At 71.4% G+C, this 16,009-nt stretch carries 12 protein-coding genes and 1 tRNA gene; 10 read left to right on the top strand and 3 right to left on the bottom strand.

Annotated features, from left to right (window positions below; translation table 11 throughout):
* Window positions 1–251: 251 nt before the first annotated feature.
* From OG599_RS23020 to OG599_RS23035, 4 genes are all read left to right on the top strand, one after another.
* On the top strand, window positions 252–872 hold the full coding sequence (locus tag OG599_RS23020) for a M48 metallopeptidase family protein (protein WP_327177874.1): 621 nt from the start codon (window positions 252–254) through the stop codon (window positions 870–872).
* A gap of 107 nt (window positions 873–979) precedes the next feature.
* A complete protein-coding gene (locus OG599_RS23025; RefSeq protein WP_327177875.1) occupies window positions 980–2,593 on the top strand; it encodes a TerD family protein in 1,614 nt (537 codons plus the stop codon).
* Between the two features lie 11 nt (window positions 2,594–2,604).
* On the top strand, window positions 2,605–3,285 hold the full coding sequence (locus OG599_RS23030; protein WP_327177876.1) for an AIM24 family protein: 681 nt from the start codon (window positions 2,605–2,607) through the stop codon (window positions 3,283–3,285).
* A 17-nt stretch (window positions 3,286–3,302) separates the two neighbouring features.
* Window positions 3,303–4,049 (top strand): AIM24 family protein, encoded by a 747-nt coding sequence (locus tag OG599_RS23035; protein WP_327177877.1) that lies wholly within the window; start codon window positions 3,303–3,305, stop codon window positions 4,047–4,049.
* Window positions 4,050–4,136: 87 nt separating this feature from the next.
* On the opposite strand, the gene OG599_RS23040 is transcribed toward OG599_RS23035, so the two are convergent.
* Both OG599_RS23040 and OG599_RS23045 read right to left on the bottom strand, forming a co-directional pair.
* Window positions 4,137–4,673 (bottom strand): NUDIX hydrolase, encoded by a 537-nt coding sequence (locus tag OG599_RS23040; RefSeq protein ID WP_327177878.1) that lies wholly within the window; start codon window positions 4,671–4,673, stop codon window positions 4,137–4,139.
* Window positions 4,670–6,208 (bottom strand): zinc-dependent metalloprotease, encoded by a 1,539-nt coding sequence (locus OG599_RS23045; RefSeq protein WP_327177879.1) that lies wholly within the window; start codon window positions 6,206–6,208, stop codon window positions 4,670–4,672. Before OG599_RS23045 ends, OG599_RS23040 begins: the two co-directional genes overlap by 4 nt.
* Window positions 6,209–6,400: 192 nt before the next feature.
* Here OG599_RS23045 and OG599_RS23050 point away from each other — a divergent pair, with 192 nt between their 5' ends.
* The 3 genes from OG599_RS23050 to OG599_RS23060 all read left to right on the top strand — a co-directional run bounded on the left by OG599_RS23050 (window position 6,401) and on the right by OG599_RS23060 (window position 9,725).
* Window positions 6,401–7,543, top strand: coding sequence for an SDR family oxidoreductase (locus OG599_RS23050; protein WP_327177880.1), 1,143 nt, complete (start codon window positions 6,401–6,403; stop codon window positions 7,541–7,543).
* A gap of 102 nt (window positions 7,544–7,645) precedes the next feature.
* A complete protein-coding gene (locus tag OG599_RS23055; protein ID WP_327177881.1) occupies window positions 7,646–8,107 on the top strand; it encodes a molybdenum cofactor biosynthesis protein MoaE in 462 nt (153 codons plus the stop codon).
* A gap of 529 nt (window positions 8,108–8,636) precedes the next feature.
* Window positions 8,637–9,725 (top strand): YlbL family protein, encoded by a 1,089-nt coding sequence (locus OG599_RS23060; RefSeq protein WP_327177882.1) that lies wholly within the window; start codon window positions 8,637–8,639, stop codon window positions 9,723–9,725.
* 49 nt (window positions 9,726–9,774) lie between these two features.
* Here OG599_RS23060 and OG599_RS23065 read toward each other — a convergent pair whose 3' ends face one another.
* Window positions 9,775–10,335: a PPA1309 family protein gene (locus tag OG599_RS23065; protein WP_327177883.1), complete on the bottom strand. Its 561-nt coding sequence runs from the start codon at window positions 10,333–10,335 to the stop codon at window positions 9,775–9,777.
* A 135-nt stretch (window positions 10,336–10,470) separates the two neighbouring features.
* Here OG599_RS23065 and OG599_RS23070 point away from each other — a divergent pair, with 135 nt between their 5' ends.
* From OG599_RS23070 to OG599_RS23080, 3 genes are all read left to right on the top strand, one after another.
* Entirely contained in the window at window positions 10,471–13,419 is a 2,949-nt protein-coding gene (locus OG599_RS23070; protein ID WP_327180151.1) for a UPF0182 family membrane protein, read from the top strand.
* A gap of 101 nt (window positions 13,420–13,520) precedes the next feature.
* Window positions 13,521–13,594: transfer RNA gene (locus OG599_RS23075), tRNA-Met, on the top strand.
* A gap of 209 nt (window positions 13,595–13,803) precedes the next feature.
* Window positions 13,804–15,912, top strand: a complete 2,109-nt coding sequence (locus tag OG599_RS23080; protein WP_327177884.1) for a tetratricopeptide repeat protein — start codon at window positions 13,804–13,806, stop codon at window positions 15,910–15,912.
* The last annotated feature ends 97 nt before the right edge of the window (window positions 15,913–16,009 follow it).

Below are 16,009 nucleotides of genomic sequence, written 5' to 3' on the forward strand. Positions count from 1 at the left end.
GTCGCACTTCTGCGGATGATCGGTCGAGCGCGGGATGCGGCTGATCCCGGGAACAACCGCATCCCGGGATCGTCGGGCCGGTCTTCTCCGGTCCTTCTCCGCTCACAGAATGCCGCCGGAGCCCGAAACCCGCCGAAAGTTATCCACAGGGGATGGAATTAGTCGTTCAAATGGTGTGCTTCCTGGGGGGATCGGCGGGGAACCGCTGAGGAGGCGGGACTTCCGCCAGCGACAGCGGGTAACGTCGGGGCGTGCCCGCCGACCCGTCACCCGGCCTCGCCGGGGAGATTCCCGCGCGCTCCGCCACTGCCCCGCAGCGCGGTGCCATCCGCCCGTTCCGCCCCGCCGCGACGAGCCCGGTGGAGGTGCGCAGGAGCGACCGGCGCCGCAGGACGGTCTCCGCCTACCGCGAGGGCGACCGCACCATCGTGCTGATCCCCGCCCGGATGTCGGAGGCCGAGGAGCACCGCTGGGTCGGGGTCATGCTCGACAAGCTGGCAGCCCAGGAGAGCCGCCGGGTGCTCGGCGACGGCGCGCTCGTCGAGCGCGCCGCGAGCCTCTCCGACCAGTACCTCAAGGGCCGGGCCCGGCCCGCTTCGGTGCGCTGGGTCACCAACCAGAACACCCGCTGGGGCTCCTGCACACCGGCCGAGGGCAGCATCCGCCTCTCGCACCGGCTGCAGGGGATGCCGGAGTACGTCGTCGACTACGTCCTCGTCCACGAACTCGCCCACCTGCTCGTGCCCGGCCACGGGCCCGACTTCTGGCGTCTGCTGGAGGCGTACCCGCGTACCGAGCGGGCCCGCGGGTACCTCGAAGGCGTGGTGGCGGCGGGCCGGTTGCCGCATCTGCCGACCGCACGGGAGGAGTGACGACCCGTAACTCTGTACCGAGTGTGTACCGACTTGGCTCAATGTCGTAGTTTGCGGATAGCCTGACGCGACGCATTCACATCCGGGATGGGGGACGGTCGTTACGCATGGCCAGGGAATTCCAACGCGGCCACAAGGCCAAGATCAGCGATCTCACGGCTGGGACGGATCTGTACGTAGGTGTGCAGATCGCAGGCCCGGGACTGACCTTCGACATCAGCTGCTTCGGTCTAGACGCCGATGAACAGCTGTCTGACGACCGGTATTTCATCTTCTTCAATCAGCCGAAGTCGCCCGAGGAGTCCATTCAGCTGCTCGGCGCGCAGTCCGGTGACACCGAGTCGTTCCGGGTGACGTTGGATCGTATTCCGGCCAACATCCACAAGCTGTCGTTCACCGCGACCGTGGACGGCGCCGGCCAGATGTCGCACGTCGGGCCCGGATACATCCGGATCGTCGCGGGCGGCGAGGAAGTGGTGAGGTACGCCTTCACCGGTTCGGAGTTCACCACCGAACGCGCGGTGATGCTCGGGGACTTCTACCTGAAGGACGTCTGGCGGTTCGCCGCGGTCGGACAGGGTTTCGACGGCGGACTCGACGCGCTCCTGCGCAACTTCGGCGGCGAGGTCGCCGAAGAGGAGGCGCCGGCCGCCCCGCAGCAGGCCGCGCCCTCCTTCGCCCCGCCGGCCCAGGCGTCCGCGCCCCCGGCCTTCGGCGCGCCCGCCGCGCCCCAAGCGCCGCAGTCCGCACCGTCGTTCGGAGCCCCGGCACCCGCCCCGGCCCCCGCGCAGCCGGTGCACCAGGCGACCACGGTCACCGCTCCCGTCGCACCGCAGTCCCCCGCCCCGTACGGACAGCCGCCGCAGCAGCCGCAGTTCGGGCAGGTCCCGGGGCAGGCCGCACCGCCGTTCGGCCAGCAGCCCCCGGCCCAGCCCTTCGGCCAGCAGCCCCCGCAGGCGTACGCGCAGTCGCAGTTCGGCCAGCAGCCGCAGATGCCGTTCGGCCAGCAGCCGCCCGGCGGCCTCCCGCAGGGCGTTCCCCAGGGCGCGCCGGCGACCGGAGCCGGACTCGCGGCGGCACTCCAGCCGTACAAGGAGAAGCCGACCGGCCAGCGCTGGACCCCGCAGAACCAGCAGCTCATGCGGGTCGATCTCACCCTCGGGGGCAACCCCGTGCTGGCCCGTCAGGGCAGCATGGTGATGTACCAGGGCAAGGTCGACTTCGGCTACAAGGGCGCCGGTTTCACCGGCCGGGTGGTCGGCAACGCCACCGGCCAGGAGATGCAGCTCATGCGCTGCACCGGCCGCGGGCAGGTCTTCCTCGCCGAGGAGGGCGCCCACCTGCACCCCATCGAACTGCAGGGCGACGGCATCTGCGTCTCCGCGGAGAACGTCCTCGCCTTCGACGAGTCGCTCCAGTACGAGGTCCGCAGGGTGGAGGGCCACGGCATCCCCGGCGGAGCCCTGTTCACCATGCAGTTCCAGGGCACCGGCACGGTGGTCGTCAAGACCCACGGCGTGCCGGTCGTGCTGCCGGTCACGCCGACCACCTTCGCCGACTGCAACGCCGTCGTCGCCTGGTCGTCGGCCGCGCAGGTCATCATCTCCAGCCAGGTCCGGCTGCGCCGCAACGCCTACCCCGGCCACAGCGGGGAGACCGTGAACCTCCAGTTCCGGGGAGCCCCCGGCAACTTCATCGTCGTCCAGCCCTACGAGGTCTGAGGGAGCCTGCCATGAACCAGCAACTCGCGGGCTACGCCCCGACCCCCGTCACCGCGCGGATGGAGAACCACGGCCACTCGATGCTCAAGGTGGCCATGGCCACCGGCCAGGACCTCTACGCCCGTACGGGTTCGATGGTGGCCTACGAAGGCTTCATCCAGTACGAACCCAACCCGCCCGCCGTCCGGCAGATCGCCTCCCAGTGGGTCACCGGCGAGGGCACCCCCGTCATGAAGTGCTCCGGCGACGGGCTGCTCTACCTCGCCGACTACGGCGCCGACGTGGTCGTCATCAACCTCAACAACGAGTCGATCTCGGTCAACGGCACCAACCTCCTCGCCTTCGACGCCCACCTGGGCTGGGGCGTGGAGCGGGTCAAGGGGATGGCGAAGTTCGCCGGCCAGGGCCTGTGGAACGTGGTCGTGGAAGGCACCGGTTGGGTGGCCATCACCTCCCGCGGTACCCCGATCGTGGTCGACTGCGGCCGGGGCGACGACGAGACGTACGTCGACCCGGACGCGCTCGTCGCCTGGTCGCCGAACCTCAAGGTCAAGGGCAAGCGGAGCTTCAAGGCGAGCGCGCTGATCGGGCGTGGCAGCGGCGAGGCGTACCAGATGGCCTTCTCGGGTCAGGGCATCGTCGTCGTCCAGCCGAGCGAGGACAGCACCGACCGCCTCCGCGTCCGGTCCTGAAGGGAGGGAGGAATACCATGCAGAGTCCGCTTTTCGCCCACACCGAGCAGCAGTCCTCGGAGCGGTACACCGTCCAGAACCCGCAGTTGCTGCGGGTCTCCCTGACGGGCAGCGACGCCGTGCTGGCCCGCAAGGGCGCCATGGTCGCCTACCAGGGGCTGATGGAGTTCGACGGGGAGTACCAGTCGAACTCCCAGCGCAACGCCCGCGCCCGCACGGGCGAGGGCCTCGACCTGATGCGCTGCACCGGCCAGGGCACCGTGTACTTCGCCAACCTCGCGCAGTACATCCACGTCCTCGACGTCGACCACGCCGGGCTGACGGTCGACAGCGCCTACGTCCTGGCGCTCGACTCCTCGCTGCACACCGAGGTCATCGCCGTGGACAGCCAGTACGGCATCTCCGGCACCGGCAAGTACCAGCTCAACATCACCGGCACCGGCAAGATCGCGCTGATGACCTCGGGCCAGCCGCTGATGCTCCAGGTCACGCCGGACAAGTACGTCAACGCCGACGCGGACGCCATCGTCGCCTGGTCCAGCTCGCTCCGGGTCCAGATGCAGGCGCAGACGCACTCCTCGGGCGTCATGCGCAGGCGGGGCAACACCGGCGAGGGCTGGGAGCTGAGCTTCCTCGGCGAGGGCTTCGCGCTGGTCCAGCCGAGCGAGGTCATGCCCCCGCAGAACGCCCAGATCGGCCAGGGCATCCGCGGCCAGTACGGCGTGGGCTCCCAGAACCAGAACCAGAACAACGCCTGGAACTGATCCACCGGCGGCCACACACCGGGTACGCCACAGGGGCGGCTCCTCCACGACGGAGGGACCGCCCCTGCGGCGTACCCGTGGGTGAGGTCAGAGCGCCGCGCGGGCCGCCTCCAGCAGCCTGACCACCGAGGTGTCGGCGACCTCGGCGACCTCGTCGTACGCGAACCAGCGCAGGTCCAGCGACTCCTCGCTGATCCGCTGCGTGGCACCGGCCGGGGCCAGCGCGGCGTACTGCACGTCGAGGTGCCAGTGGCAGGGGGCCGGGATCGGGTGCCGGTCCAGGCGCACCGGCCCGCCCGCCAGCAGCACCAGGCCGTCTATGCCGGACTCCTCGGTGGCCTCACGCAGCGCGGCGTCCGCGAGCGTGGCGTCCTCCGGCTCGCAGTGGCCGCCCATCTGGAGCCACATGCCGAGCTTCTTGTGCAGGGTGAGCAGCACCCGGCCGGCCGCCGGGTCCAGCACCAGCGCGCTGGCGGTCAGATGCCCCGCCCCGCACGCCTTCCACATCCCGTCGGGATGGGCGTCCAGGTGGTCGAGGTAGGTCTGGCGGAGCTCCGCCTGACCGGCGCTCCCGCCGCCTTCGTACGTCTTGAGCACGAGGGAGGCGTCGTGGTGCAGGCTCACCGGTCCGTGTCGCCCTTCGGGTCGGAGCCGTCCCGGCCGTCGCTCCCGCCGTCCTCGTCGGCCGTGGCGTCCTTGGCCGTGGCGTCCTTGGGCGTCGTGTCCTCAGCGGGCGCGTCCTTGGCAGGCGCGTCCTCGGCCGCTGCGTCGCTGGCCGCCGTGTCCTTGGGCGCGGCACCGCCGCTCGCGGCCTCGCCGAGCATCTTGTCGAGCTCGGAGAAGTCCAGCTGCTCGTGGTGGACGAAGCCGTCCGGGTCGTCCAGGTCCTGGGCGGTCGGCAGCATGTCCGGGTGCTCCCAGAGGCCGTCACGGCCCTCCATGCCCCGGGCGTCGGTGAGCGAGGCCCACAGGCGCGAGGCGTCCCGCAGCCGGCGCGGGCGCAGCTTCAGCCCGATGAGCGTGGCGAAGGTCTGCTCCGCGGGACCGCCGGACGCACGGCGCCGGCGCATCGTCTCGCGCAGGGCGTCCGCCGAGCCCAGACGGGGCTTGGCCGCCTCGTGGACCACCGCGTCCACCCACCCCTCGACCAGCGCGAGCGCCGTCTCCAGACGGGCCAGCGAGGCCTTCTGCTCCGGGGTGTCCTCCGGCTGGAACATGCCCTGCTGAAGGGCGTCCTGCAGCTGCTGGGGCTCCGAGGGGTCGAACTGCCCGACGACGTCCTCCAGCTTGGAGGTGTCGACCTTGATGCCGCGCGCGTACGACTCGACGGCGCCGTACAGGTGGGAGCGGAGCCACGGGACGTGCGCGAAGAGACGCTGGTGGGCGGACTCGCGCAGGGCGAGGTACAGCCGCACCTCCTCCAGCGGGACGCTCAGGTCCCTGCCGAGGCGCTCGACGTTCAGCGGGAGCAGCGCGGCCTTGCCCGCCGGACCGAGCGGCAGCCCGATGTCCGTGGAACCGACGACCTCACCCGCGAGGACGCCCACCGCCTGCCCGATCTGCTGGCCGAACATCGCGCCGCCCATCGACCGCATCATGCCGATCAGCGGGCCGGCCATCGCCTGCATCTCCTCGGGCAGTACGTCGCCCATGGCCATGCCGACCCGCTCGGCGACCGGGTCGACCAGCTGCTGCCACGCCGGGAGGGACGCCTCGACCCACTCCGCGCGGCTCCAGGCCACGGTGGTGACCGCGCCGGAGGGCAGCGAGGTCACGCCGTCCAGCCAGTGGTCGGCCAGCCGCAGGGCCTCGTCGACGGCGGCCCGCTCGGCCGGTCCGACGCTCGCGTCCTTGCTGCCGTCCTGAGTGCCCTGCGAGACCGTCTGGCGGGCGATCTGCTTGGCCATGTCCCAGTTGACCGGACCGCCCTCGTAGCTCAGCATCTGGCCGAGCTGCTGGAAGGCGGCGCCCAGGTCGTTCGGGTTCATCGAACCGAACATGGCCGCGAACGGGTTGTCCCCGGCGGCACCGGGACCGAAGCCGAACGGGTTCGCCGGTCCGCTCTGACCCTGCCCACCTTCGATGGGGTCCTTCTTCTTGCCGTCGCCGTTCTCCGGCTCCTCCGGCGGAAGGCCGAATCCGAATGGGGTGTCGCTCACGGGTTTCCTCGGCTCGTAGGGCCGCCGGCTGGAACCGGCGGCGATGCCCGGCTTGTCACCATCCAGCGTAGACACCCGCTCCGGCTCAGGGGCTCAGTGCTCCGCCGGGACGCGGGCTGCGGCAGGATGGACGCCACCAGGTACGCACGCCTCACTCGGGTACGTACTGAAGACAACCGCTGGAGACGCCTGGTGAGTTCCCCAGATCCTCAGGTTCGCGGAGCGCGAAACCTGACCGACCCCACGACCGGCAGGAAGCCCGAGAAAAACATTTCCGGGAAGCGGGGCCCCGTCGTCGCGATCACCGGCGCGGCGACCGGAGTGGGGGCGCTGCTGACCGCGCACCTCGCCGCGTCGGACGAGATCGGGCAGGTCGTCGCGATCGACGAGCGGCGCGCGGACGTCCCCGGGGTGACCTGGCACGTCCTCGACGTGCGGGACCCCGCCATCGCCGAGAAACTGCGCGGCGCGGACGTCGTGGTGCACCTCGCCGTCGACCTCGACCTGGAGACCGACGCGGCGGCCCGTACGGCGTACAACGTGCGCGGCACCCAGACCGTGCTGACCGCCGCCGCGGCCGTGGGCGTCCACCGGGTCGTGCTCTGCACCTCCGCGATGGTCTACGGCGCCCTGCCCGACAACGACATCCCGCTCTCCGAGGACGCCGAACTCCGTGCCACGGCGGAGGCCACCGGCGTCGGCGACCTGCTGGAGATCGAACGCCTTGGCCGCCGCGCCCCGCGCGCCCACCCCGGCCTGAACGTCACCGTCGTCCGCCCGGCCGTCCTGGTCGGCGGTACGGACACCGCGCTCACCCGCTACTTCGAGTCGCCCCGGCTGCTGGTCGTGGCCGGATCGCGGCCCACCTGGCAGTTCTGCCACGTGGAGGACCTGGTCAGCGCCCTGGAGTACGCCGCGCTGGAACTGATCGACGGGGAGTTCGCGGTCGGCTGCGACGGGTGGCTGGAACAGGAGCAGGTCGAGGAGCTCAGCGGGGTACGCCGGATGGAGCTGCCCTCCGCGGTCGCACTGGGCGCCGCCGCCCGGCTGCACCGGATCGGGCTGACCCCCTCCCCGGCCGGCGACCTCGCCTACACGATGCACCCCTGGGTGGTCAGCGTGGGCCGGCTGCACGACGCCGGCTGGCGGCCCCGCTGGACCAACGAGGACGTGCTGGCCGCGCTCCTCGAAGAGGTGGAGGGCCGCCACACCCTGGCCGGCCGCCGGCTCGGCCGCAAGGACGCCACCGCGGCGGGCGCCGCCGGGGCGACGGTCGCGCTGCTCGGCACCGCCGCCCTGGTCCGCCGCGCCCGCAAGGCGCGCCGCCGGATCTGATCCCGCGGCCACCCGCCCTCGTCCCGGCGCGCCCGGCCCGGTCCTCCCTACGACCGGGACGCATGTTTCCGTCGCGGCCGCGTCGTGCGGCACCATGGCCCCATGGCATCTCTCGACGATCACCCCGGCGAGCGCGCGGCGGCCGACCCCGTCCGGCTCCTCGCGATCCGCGACACCCCGCTCTCCGTCGACGAGGTCTTCCGCGCGGTGGGCGACGACGCGGCCGGCGGGATCGCGCTCTTCGTCGGAGCGGTACGCAACCACGACGGGGGCCAGGACGTCGGGGCGCTCGGCTACTCCTGCCACCCGTCCGCCGAGGACGAGCTGCGCCGGGTCGCGGAGAAGGTCGTCGCGGACTTCCCGGTCCGGGCGCTGGCCGCCGTCCACCGAGTGGGTGAACTGGCCGTGGGCGATCTGGCGGTAGTGGTGGCCGTGGCCTGCCCGCACCGCGCGGAGGCGTTCGACGCCTGCCGGAAGCTGATCGACGACCTCAAGCACGAGGTGCCGATCTGGAAGCACCAGCGGTTCCTGGACGGGACCGAGGAGTGGGTCGGAGCCTGCTGAACCGGCCCGACGACCGGTCCGGAGATCCCCGGCCGCAAACCGTACGGGCACGGATCAGGCCCGATTTGCGTAACCGCCCCCCTGCCACGAGCGTTGGTCCTGCCGCTGGTTAATCTGCAGACCGTCAGTTGCGGTCGCTCATGGGGTAGGGAGGTCGTAGTGGCAGCACTCGCATGGCTCTTGATTCCGCTTTTCGCCGCTCTCGGCGCGGCGATATGGGGAGGCTGGGCCGCACGCAATCGCACGACCGGCGATGTCACCGAACTTGCCGGGTATGCCCGCTTCCGAGAAGCGATGGAGAGATCGCACTCCGGTTCCGACGCCGTCTGACGCATGACGGCCACCGGAGTTGCCGCGCCGGACGTACGCGATCGCCAACCGGGCGTCGCCCCGCGACGCCCCCGCTCCCGCCGCGCATGTCCCGCGCCACGAGCGGACCGTGGGCCTCCGCGGAGCCTCCCCGCCCCGCCGACCCCGTACGGACCGGCCCCGGCGGTGGACTGACAGATGCTTCCCGTACTGTCGTTCCATGCCACGCCGCACCGCGACGATGCTCGCCTCGACCCTCATCTTCTTCGCGCTGCTCATGGTGGGCGTGCTGATGCCCGTGCCGTACGCGGAGATGTCCCCGGGGCCGACCGTCAACACCCTGGGCGACGCGAGCGGCGAGCCGGTACTGAAGATCTCCGGTCGCAAGACGTACCCGACGTCGGGGCATCTCAACATGACGACGGTCCGCGTCACTGGCGCGGACTACAGCATGAACCTGTTCGAGGCCCTGTACGGCTGGCTGGCCCACGACAGCGTGATCGTGCCGCACGACACCCTCTACCCGGACGGGAAGACCGAGGAGCAGTCGACGCAGGAGAACGCCGAGGAGTTCAGCCAGTCCCAGGAGAGCGCCAAGGTCGCCGCCCTGAAGGAGCTGGGCATCCCGGTGACCAGTCGCGTCATCGTGTCGACCGTCGTGAAGGGCGGCGCGGCCGAGGGCAAGCTGCACGCGGGCGACGTGATCGAGTCGGTGGACGGCACCCGGATCAAGGACCCGGCGGACGTCGCCGAGCTGGTGAGCAAGCACGACCCGGGCCAGGACGTGACCTTCACGGTCGTCCCGGCCGAGCGCGCCGCCGCCGCGGAGAAGGCCGGCAAGGAGCCCGAGGGCACCCAGGACGTCACCCTCACCACCCGCAAGGCGGACGACGACGGCCGCGCGATCGTCGGCATCCAGGCCGGGACCGACCACACCTTCCCGTTCGACATCGACATCAACCTCGCCGACGTCGGCGGCCCGAGCGCCGGGCTGATGTTCTCGCTCGGCATCGTCGACAAGCTCACGCCGGGTCAGCTCACCGGCGGGAAGTTCGTCGCGGGCACCGGCACCATCGACGACGACGGCACGGTCGGCCCGATCGGCGGCATCACCATGAAGCTGATCGGCGCGCGGAACGCCGGGGCGAGGTACTTCCTCACCCCCGACGAGAACTGCGCCGCCGCCGCGGCCGACACCCCGTCCGGACTCACCCTGGTCCGGGTCAAGACGATGGCCGACGCCAAGAAGTCCATGGACAAGATCCGCACCGGGGACACCGCCGCCCTGCCGAGCTGCTCCAAGAGCTGACGCGGGGCCTCCGGAGTCCCCGCGCGGCGGCGGACTCCGGAGGCCGTCCTCAGGACTCGAAGGTCGCCGCCAGCGCGTCGGCCAGCCCCGGGACGAGCGACGGGCCCGTGAGGACCTCGCTCGCGGAGTCCTTCTCCCGCAGCCGGATCGCGGACTCGCGCTTGCCGTTCCGCAGCACGGCCACGGTCATCCGGACCTCCTGCCGCTCCGGGTGCGCCGCCACCCACGCGGTCAGCTTCTTGCCGCTGAGCCCCTCGGGTACGGAGGCCTCGGCGGACGGCGGCAGCATGAGCCGCTCCACCGTCAGCGCGCACCCCGCCACCCCGGCCGGCCAGGCGATCGTGGCGAGGAACTCGTCCAGCGGCTTGCCGGAGGGGATCTCCTCCTGCTCGACGGGGGTGAAGGCGGCGGGCACCGTACCGTCGGCGCCGAGCCCGAGCTGGGCGGCGAGGCCCGGCTCCTGGACGCGCAGGCTGGCGGTGTCGACGAGGGCGAAGAGGCGGGCGGGGCGGTCCCATCCGAGACCTGCGGTGTACTCGTCGATTTCGAGCACCGCGACGGTGAGGGGATTCGAGGCCATCGGAGGGCCTGAGGAAGAAACGTTGGGCATACCAATATCCTGCCTCCTTTCGCACCCGGAACGGGAACTAGGTAAAGCCTCCGTAAGTTGCAAGGAAGGGCTCTACGATCGCTGAGCCCGTTCCACACGACCCCGAAGTACGAGGTGCGCACGTTGGCTTTCCAGATGCCGGACCGCGGCGGAGGCCCGACCGGGCCACGGATCAGAGTCGGCCGCCCGTCCCGGCGCGCCCGTACTCTCCTCATGACGCTCGGCGTCCTCGCGGCGCTCGTCATGGCGTTCATCATGTTCGCCGGGTTCTGGACCGACTGGCTCTGGTACCGCTCGGTGTCGTACTCGTCGGTCTTCACCACGACGCTGTGGACCAAGATCGGTCTGTTCCTCGTCTTCGGACTGCTGATGGCGCTCGCCGTCGGCCTCAACGTCTGGCTCGCCTACCGGCTCCGGCCGCCGCTGAGCGCGATGTCGCTGGAGCAGCAGAGCCTGGACCGCTACCGCATGGGTGTCGCCCCGTTCAAGAAGTGGGTGCTCCTCGCGGTCACCGCGCTCGTCGGGCTGATCTCCGGGGCCTCCGCCTCGGGCCAGTGGCGCACCTGGCTGATGTATGTCAACGGCGTCTCCTTCGGGCAGAAGGACCCCCAGTTCAAGCTGGACGTCTCCTTCTACGCCTTCGACCTGCCGTGGTACCGCTTCCTGCTCGGCTTCGGCTTCGCCGCGGTCGTGCTGTCGCTCATCGCCGCGGCCCTGACGCACTACCTCTACGGCGGCCTGCGGATCACCAGCCCCGGCGCCCGCGCGACCGGCGCGGCCACCGGCCACCTCTCGGTGCTGCTGGGCGTCTTCGTCTCGCTGAAGGCCGTGGCGTACTGGCTCGACCGGTACGGACTGGCCGTGAAGTCCAGCGACTTCAAGGCCACCGACAACTGGACCGGCCTGCGGTACGTCGACGCCAACGCCTACCTTCCGGCGAAGACGATCCTGTTCTGCATCGCCGTCATCTGCGCCGTGCTCTTCTTCGCGACGCTCTGGCGGCGCACCTGGCAGCTGCCGGTGATCGGCTTCGGGCTGATGGTCCTCTCGGCCATCCTGATCGGCGGGCTCTACCCGGCGATCGTCCAGAAGTTCCAGGTCCAGCCGAATGAGCAGGCCAAGGAAGCCCTGTTCATCCAGAAGAACATCAAGGCGACGCGCGACGCGTACGACATCGACGACGCGAAGGTCGACGACTACGCGGGCAAGAGCACGGAGACCGAGGGCGCCGCACTGCGCACCCAGGCCGACGCCGCCGCGAGTTACCGCGTGATGGACCCCAACGTCGTCTCCCCGGCGTTCCAGCAGCTCCAGCAGAAGCGGAACTACTACCAGTTCCCGGCGACGCTGGACGTGGACCGCTACGAAGAGGACGGCAAGGAGCAGGACACCGTCGTCGGTCTGCGCGAGCTCAACCTCGCCGGCCTGCCCAAGCGGAACTGGATCAACGACCACTTCACGTACACCCACGGCTACGGCGCCATCGCGGCCAAGGGCACCAGCACGGGCACCAACCCCGTCGGCTCCCCGGACTTCACCGAGTCCGGACTGCCGACGACGGGCAAGCTCGGCGAGTACGAGCAGCGGATCTACTACGGCGAGAAGACCGAGCAGTACTCCATCGTCGGCGGGCCCCAGAAGGAGCTCGACTACGAGGACGACGGCGAGAAGACCACCAGTTACAAGGGTGACAGCGGGGTCAGCCTCGCCAGCGCCTTCAACCGCGCCGCCTACGCGGTCTCGTTCAGCGAGCCGCAGATCCTCTACTCGGGGGCCATCGGCGACGGCTCGCGGATTCTCTACAACCGCACGCCCAAGGAGCGCGTCGAGGCGGTCGCCCCGTGGCTGACCATCGACGGCGACGCCTACCCGGCGGTCGTCGACCACCGGATCCAGTGGATCGTCGACGCGTACACCACGACCAACGGTTACCCGTACGCCTCGCGCACGACGCTGGGCGACACCACGGCCGACTCGCTGACGACCAACCAGCGCGCGGTCGTCGCCCAGCAGAACCAGGTCAACTACATCCGCAACTCGGTGAAGGCCACCGTCGACGCGTACGACGGCACCGTCACGCTCTACGAGTGGGACACGAAGGACCCGGTCCTCAAGACCTGGCGCAAGGCGTTCCCCGGGACGGTGAAGGACAGGTCCGCCATCCCGAAGGAACTCATGGACCACCTGCGGTACCCGCAGGACCTCTTCAAGGTCCAGCGGGAGCTGCTGACCCGCTACCACGTCACCAACCCCGCGCAGTTCTACAGCGGCAGTGACGCGTGGCAGGTGCCGGACGACCCGACCAACAAGGAACCGGGCTCCGTTCCGCCGTACTACCTCTCCATGAAGATGCCGGACCAGGATCAGCAGACGTTCTCGCTGACCACGACGTTCACCCCGAGAGGCCGCCCCGACCTCGGGGCGTTCATGGCGGTGGACGCCGACGCGGCCAGCGACGACTACGGCACGATCAGACTCCTCAGAGTCACCAACACGGTGAAGGGGCCCGGGCAGGTACAGAGCGAGCTCAACGGCAACGACGACGTCGCCGAGTTCGTGAGGAACCTCAAGGGCACCGACTCGGACATCGAGTACGGAAACCTGCTCACCGTGCCCCTGGACGGCGGGTTCCTCTACATCGAGCCGGTCTACACGCGCGGTGGCAACCAGAACTACCCGCTGCTGCGCAAGGTGGCCGCCTCGTTCGGATCGAAGATCGTCTTCGAGAACAGTCTCGGCGAGGCGCTGAACGCGGTCTTCGACGTGGACGGCGGCACGACCCAGCCCACCGAGCCCACCGAGCCCACGAAGCCGACCGAGCCGACCAAGCCACCGGCCACCGGTGACGCGGCGCTCAAGGAGGCCATCGCGGACGCCCAGAAGGCCTACGACGCCGGCCAGAAGGCGCTCCAGGAGCAGGACTGGTCGGCCTACGGCGAGGCCCAGGACGACCTGCAGAGCGCCCTCAAGCGGGCCGCCGAGGCCCAGTCCGGTGCGGGCGGCTCCGCGGCCGGCACAGGCTCGGGCGCTACGGCCAGGGACACGGCAGCCCCGACGGAGGGCGCCGCCGACCAGGGCAGCTGAGCAGGACGCCGGGCTCCCGGCCGGGAAACCGGCCGGGAGCCCGGCGGGAGAACCGCCGGGAAAACCCACCCCCGCACCGTGGTACTGTTTGAACACAACGACGCGGGGTGGAGCAGCTCGGTAGCTCGCTGGGCTCATAACCCAGAGGTCGCAGGTTCAAATCCTGTCCCCGCTACTGAAATACGAAGGCCCGGATCCACTGGATCCGGGCCTTCGTCATGTCGTGACGCCCTTGTGGAGAACGGGCGTGAAGTGCGGTTTGCGGGGCACCAGTTGCCGGGGGTCGTGTTTGACTTGTCTCTCTGTGGGCATGTCGACAAAACGCTGAAGTGACCTCACTGTCCGCGATATACCAGGTGTACGCGGGTTACAGGTGGTGCGACGATGGTATTTATGGGGGACAGGGCAACTCTGTTGGAGACAGGGCGGTTTGTGCAACGGCGGACACGGGGCCCCAAGGGGGTGCCGGCCGCGGCGTCGGCCGTGGTCACCGCCGAGGCGGCGGGGGCCGCCGAGCAGGCCGTGAACAGTGACGACTTCACCACCGGGGCCACCGAGACGACGGGGGTCACCGTCACGCCAGGAAGCACGGACACCACCGCCGGGGCCTTGGACGCGGCCGACACGGCCGACATGACCGATGCCGGAGACGCCGGGACCGCCGGTGCGATCGGCACCGCCGAGACCGCCGAGTCCGCCGAGGCCGAGGAGCGTCACCGGCGTGCCGCCGACGCGGGCGACACCGCCTCGATGAGCGTCGTCGGCGCACTGCTGCTGCGCCGGGGCGAACTCGACGCCGCCGAGCCCTATCTGCGCGGGGCCACCGCCGACGGCGACCGCGCCGCCGCCAACAACCTCGGCGTCCTGCTGCACCAGCGCGGCTACCCGGACGAGGCGGCCGGCTGGTGGCGCATCGCGGCCGTCGCCGGCTCCGCCTCCGCCGCGCACGCGCTCGGCCGGCACCTGCGCGAGCGGGGCGACGAGCCGGGCGCCGAGTACTGGCTGCGCCAGTCCGCCGAACAGGGCCACGCGCTGGGCGCCTACGCCCTCGCCGACCTGCTGGAGCACCGCAGCGACGTGGGCGCCGAGCGCTGGCTGCGCGCCGCCGCCGAGCAGGGGCACCGGGAGGCGGCGTACCGCCTGGCCCGGACCATCGAGCGCAACGCCGTCGAGGACCCGCACCAGGCCTTCGGGCTCGGACGGATGCCCGCCGAGGCCGTCGAGCCCCCGGCGAACCTCGTCGGCGCCCCCGGCGACGGCCCGGTCGCGGGTCCGGCCGAGGGACGCGTCGGCGAGGCCGAACAGTGGTACCGGCAGGCGGCGGCCCGGGGCCACCGCCGCGCCGCGCTGCACCTCGGCGCCATCCTGGAGCGGCGCGGCGAGCTCAAGGAGGCCGGGCGCTGGTACCTCACCTCCGCACGGGCCGGCGAGGCGCGCGCGGCGTGCGCCCTCGCCTTCCTGCTGCGCGACGTCGGCGACGTGGAGAGCGCTGCCGTGTGGTGGCTGCGCGCCGCCCAGGAGGGCGACGGCAACGCCGCCAACGCGCTCGGCGCCCTGCACGCCGACCGCGGCGAGCCGCAGACCGCCGAGCGCTGGTACCGGGCCGCCCTGGACGCGGGCGACGTGAACGGGGCGTACAACCTCGGGCTGCTCTGCGCCGCCCAGGACCGCACCCCGCAGGCCGAGCAGTGGTACCGCCGGGCCGCCTACGCGGGCCACCGCGAGGCGTCCAACGCGCTCGCCGTACTCCTCCTCCAGGCCGGCGACGCGACCGGCGCCGAACCCTGGTTCTCCAAGGCGGCCGAGGCGGGCAGCGTGGACGCCGCCTTCAACCTCGGCATCCTGCACGCCGGCCGGGACGAGGACCTCGCGGCGCTGAACTGGTACAAGCGCGCGGCAGCCGCCGGGCACACCGACGCGGCGCTCCAGGTCGCCATGGCGCTGCTGCGCCGGGGCGAGGACCAGGAGGCCGAACGCCATCTGCGTACCGCCGCCGGCGGGGGCAGCGCCGAGGCCGCCTTCCGGCTGGCCGGGGTCCTCGACGCGCGGCGCCCGCCGCGCGCGACGCCGGTGCTCGGCGAGCCGATGCCGGAGAAGACCGAGTGCGAGGAGTGGTACGAGCGCGCCGCCGAGCAGGGCCACCGCCGCGCCCAGGTCCGGGTCGGCATGCTCTGCGCCGCCCGCGGCGACGTGGAGAACGCCGCACGCTGGTACCGCGAGGCCGCCGAGGCGGGCAGCCGCAACGGCGCCTTCAACCTCGGGCTGCTGCTGGCCCGCGAGGGCAGCGAGCGGGAGGCGGCCCTCTGGTGGAGCCGCGCCGCCAATGACGGCCACGGCCGGGCGGCGCTCCGCCTCGCGCTGCTCGCCGCCCGCCGGGGCGAGCTCACCGAGGGGCAGCGCTGGTGCGCCCGCGCGGTCGAGCTGGGGCCCGCCGAGGTCGCGGAGCGCGCCGCCCGCCTCCAGGAGGCGCTGCACCAGGAGCTCACGGCGTGAGCGGACGCCTGCCGGGACGCGCCGCGTGCCCCGGCAGGCACCCGCTGCTGAATGGATTTGCCACGGCCGAGCGGGTGACGTAATGTTGCATTCACAA

The sequence above is a fragment of the Streptomyces sp. NBC_01335 genome, assembly GCF_035953295.1.
Lineage (GTDB): Bacteria > Actinomycetota > Actinomycetes > Streptomycetales > Streptomycetaceae > Streptomyces.

What these genes read in the sequence shown, in the direction of transcription:
- OG599_RS23065 (WP_327177883.1), bottom strand. Translation starts at nt 10,335, where the DNA reads ATGCCCAACGTTTCTTCCTCAGGCCCTCCGATGGCCTCGAATCCCCTC.
- OG599_RS23055 (WP_327177881.1), top strand. Translation starts at nt 7,646, where the DNA reads ATGGCATCTCTCGACGATCACCCCGGCGAGCGCGCGGCGGCCGACCCC.
- OG599_RS23035 (WP_327177877.1), top strand. Translation starts at nt 3,303, where the DNA reads ATGCAGAGTCCGCTTTTCGCCCACACCGAGCAGCAGTCCTCGGAGCGG.
- OG599_RS23025 (WP_327177875.1), top strand. Translation starts at nt 980, where the DNA reads ATGGCCAGGGAATTCCAACGCGGCCACAAGGCCAAGATCAGCGATCTC.
- OG599_RS23030 (WP_327177876.1), top strand. Translation starts at nt 2,605, where the DNA reads ATGAACCAGCAACTCGCGGGCTACGCCCCGACCCCCGTCACCGCGCGG.
- OG599_RS23070 (WP_327180151.1), top strand. Translation starts at nt 10,471, where the DNA reads ATGCCGGACCGCGGCGGAGGCCCGACCGGGCCACGGATCAGAGTCGGC.
- OG599_RS23080 (WP_327177884.1), top strand. Translation starts at nt 13,804, where the DNA reads ATGGTATTTATGGGGGACAGGGCAACTCTGTTGGAGACAGGGCGGTTT.
- OG599_RS23060 (WP_327177882.1), top strand. Translation starts at nt 8,637, where the DNA reads ATGCCACGCCGCACCGCGACGATGCTCGCCTCGACCCTCATCTTCTTC.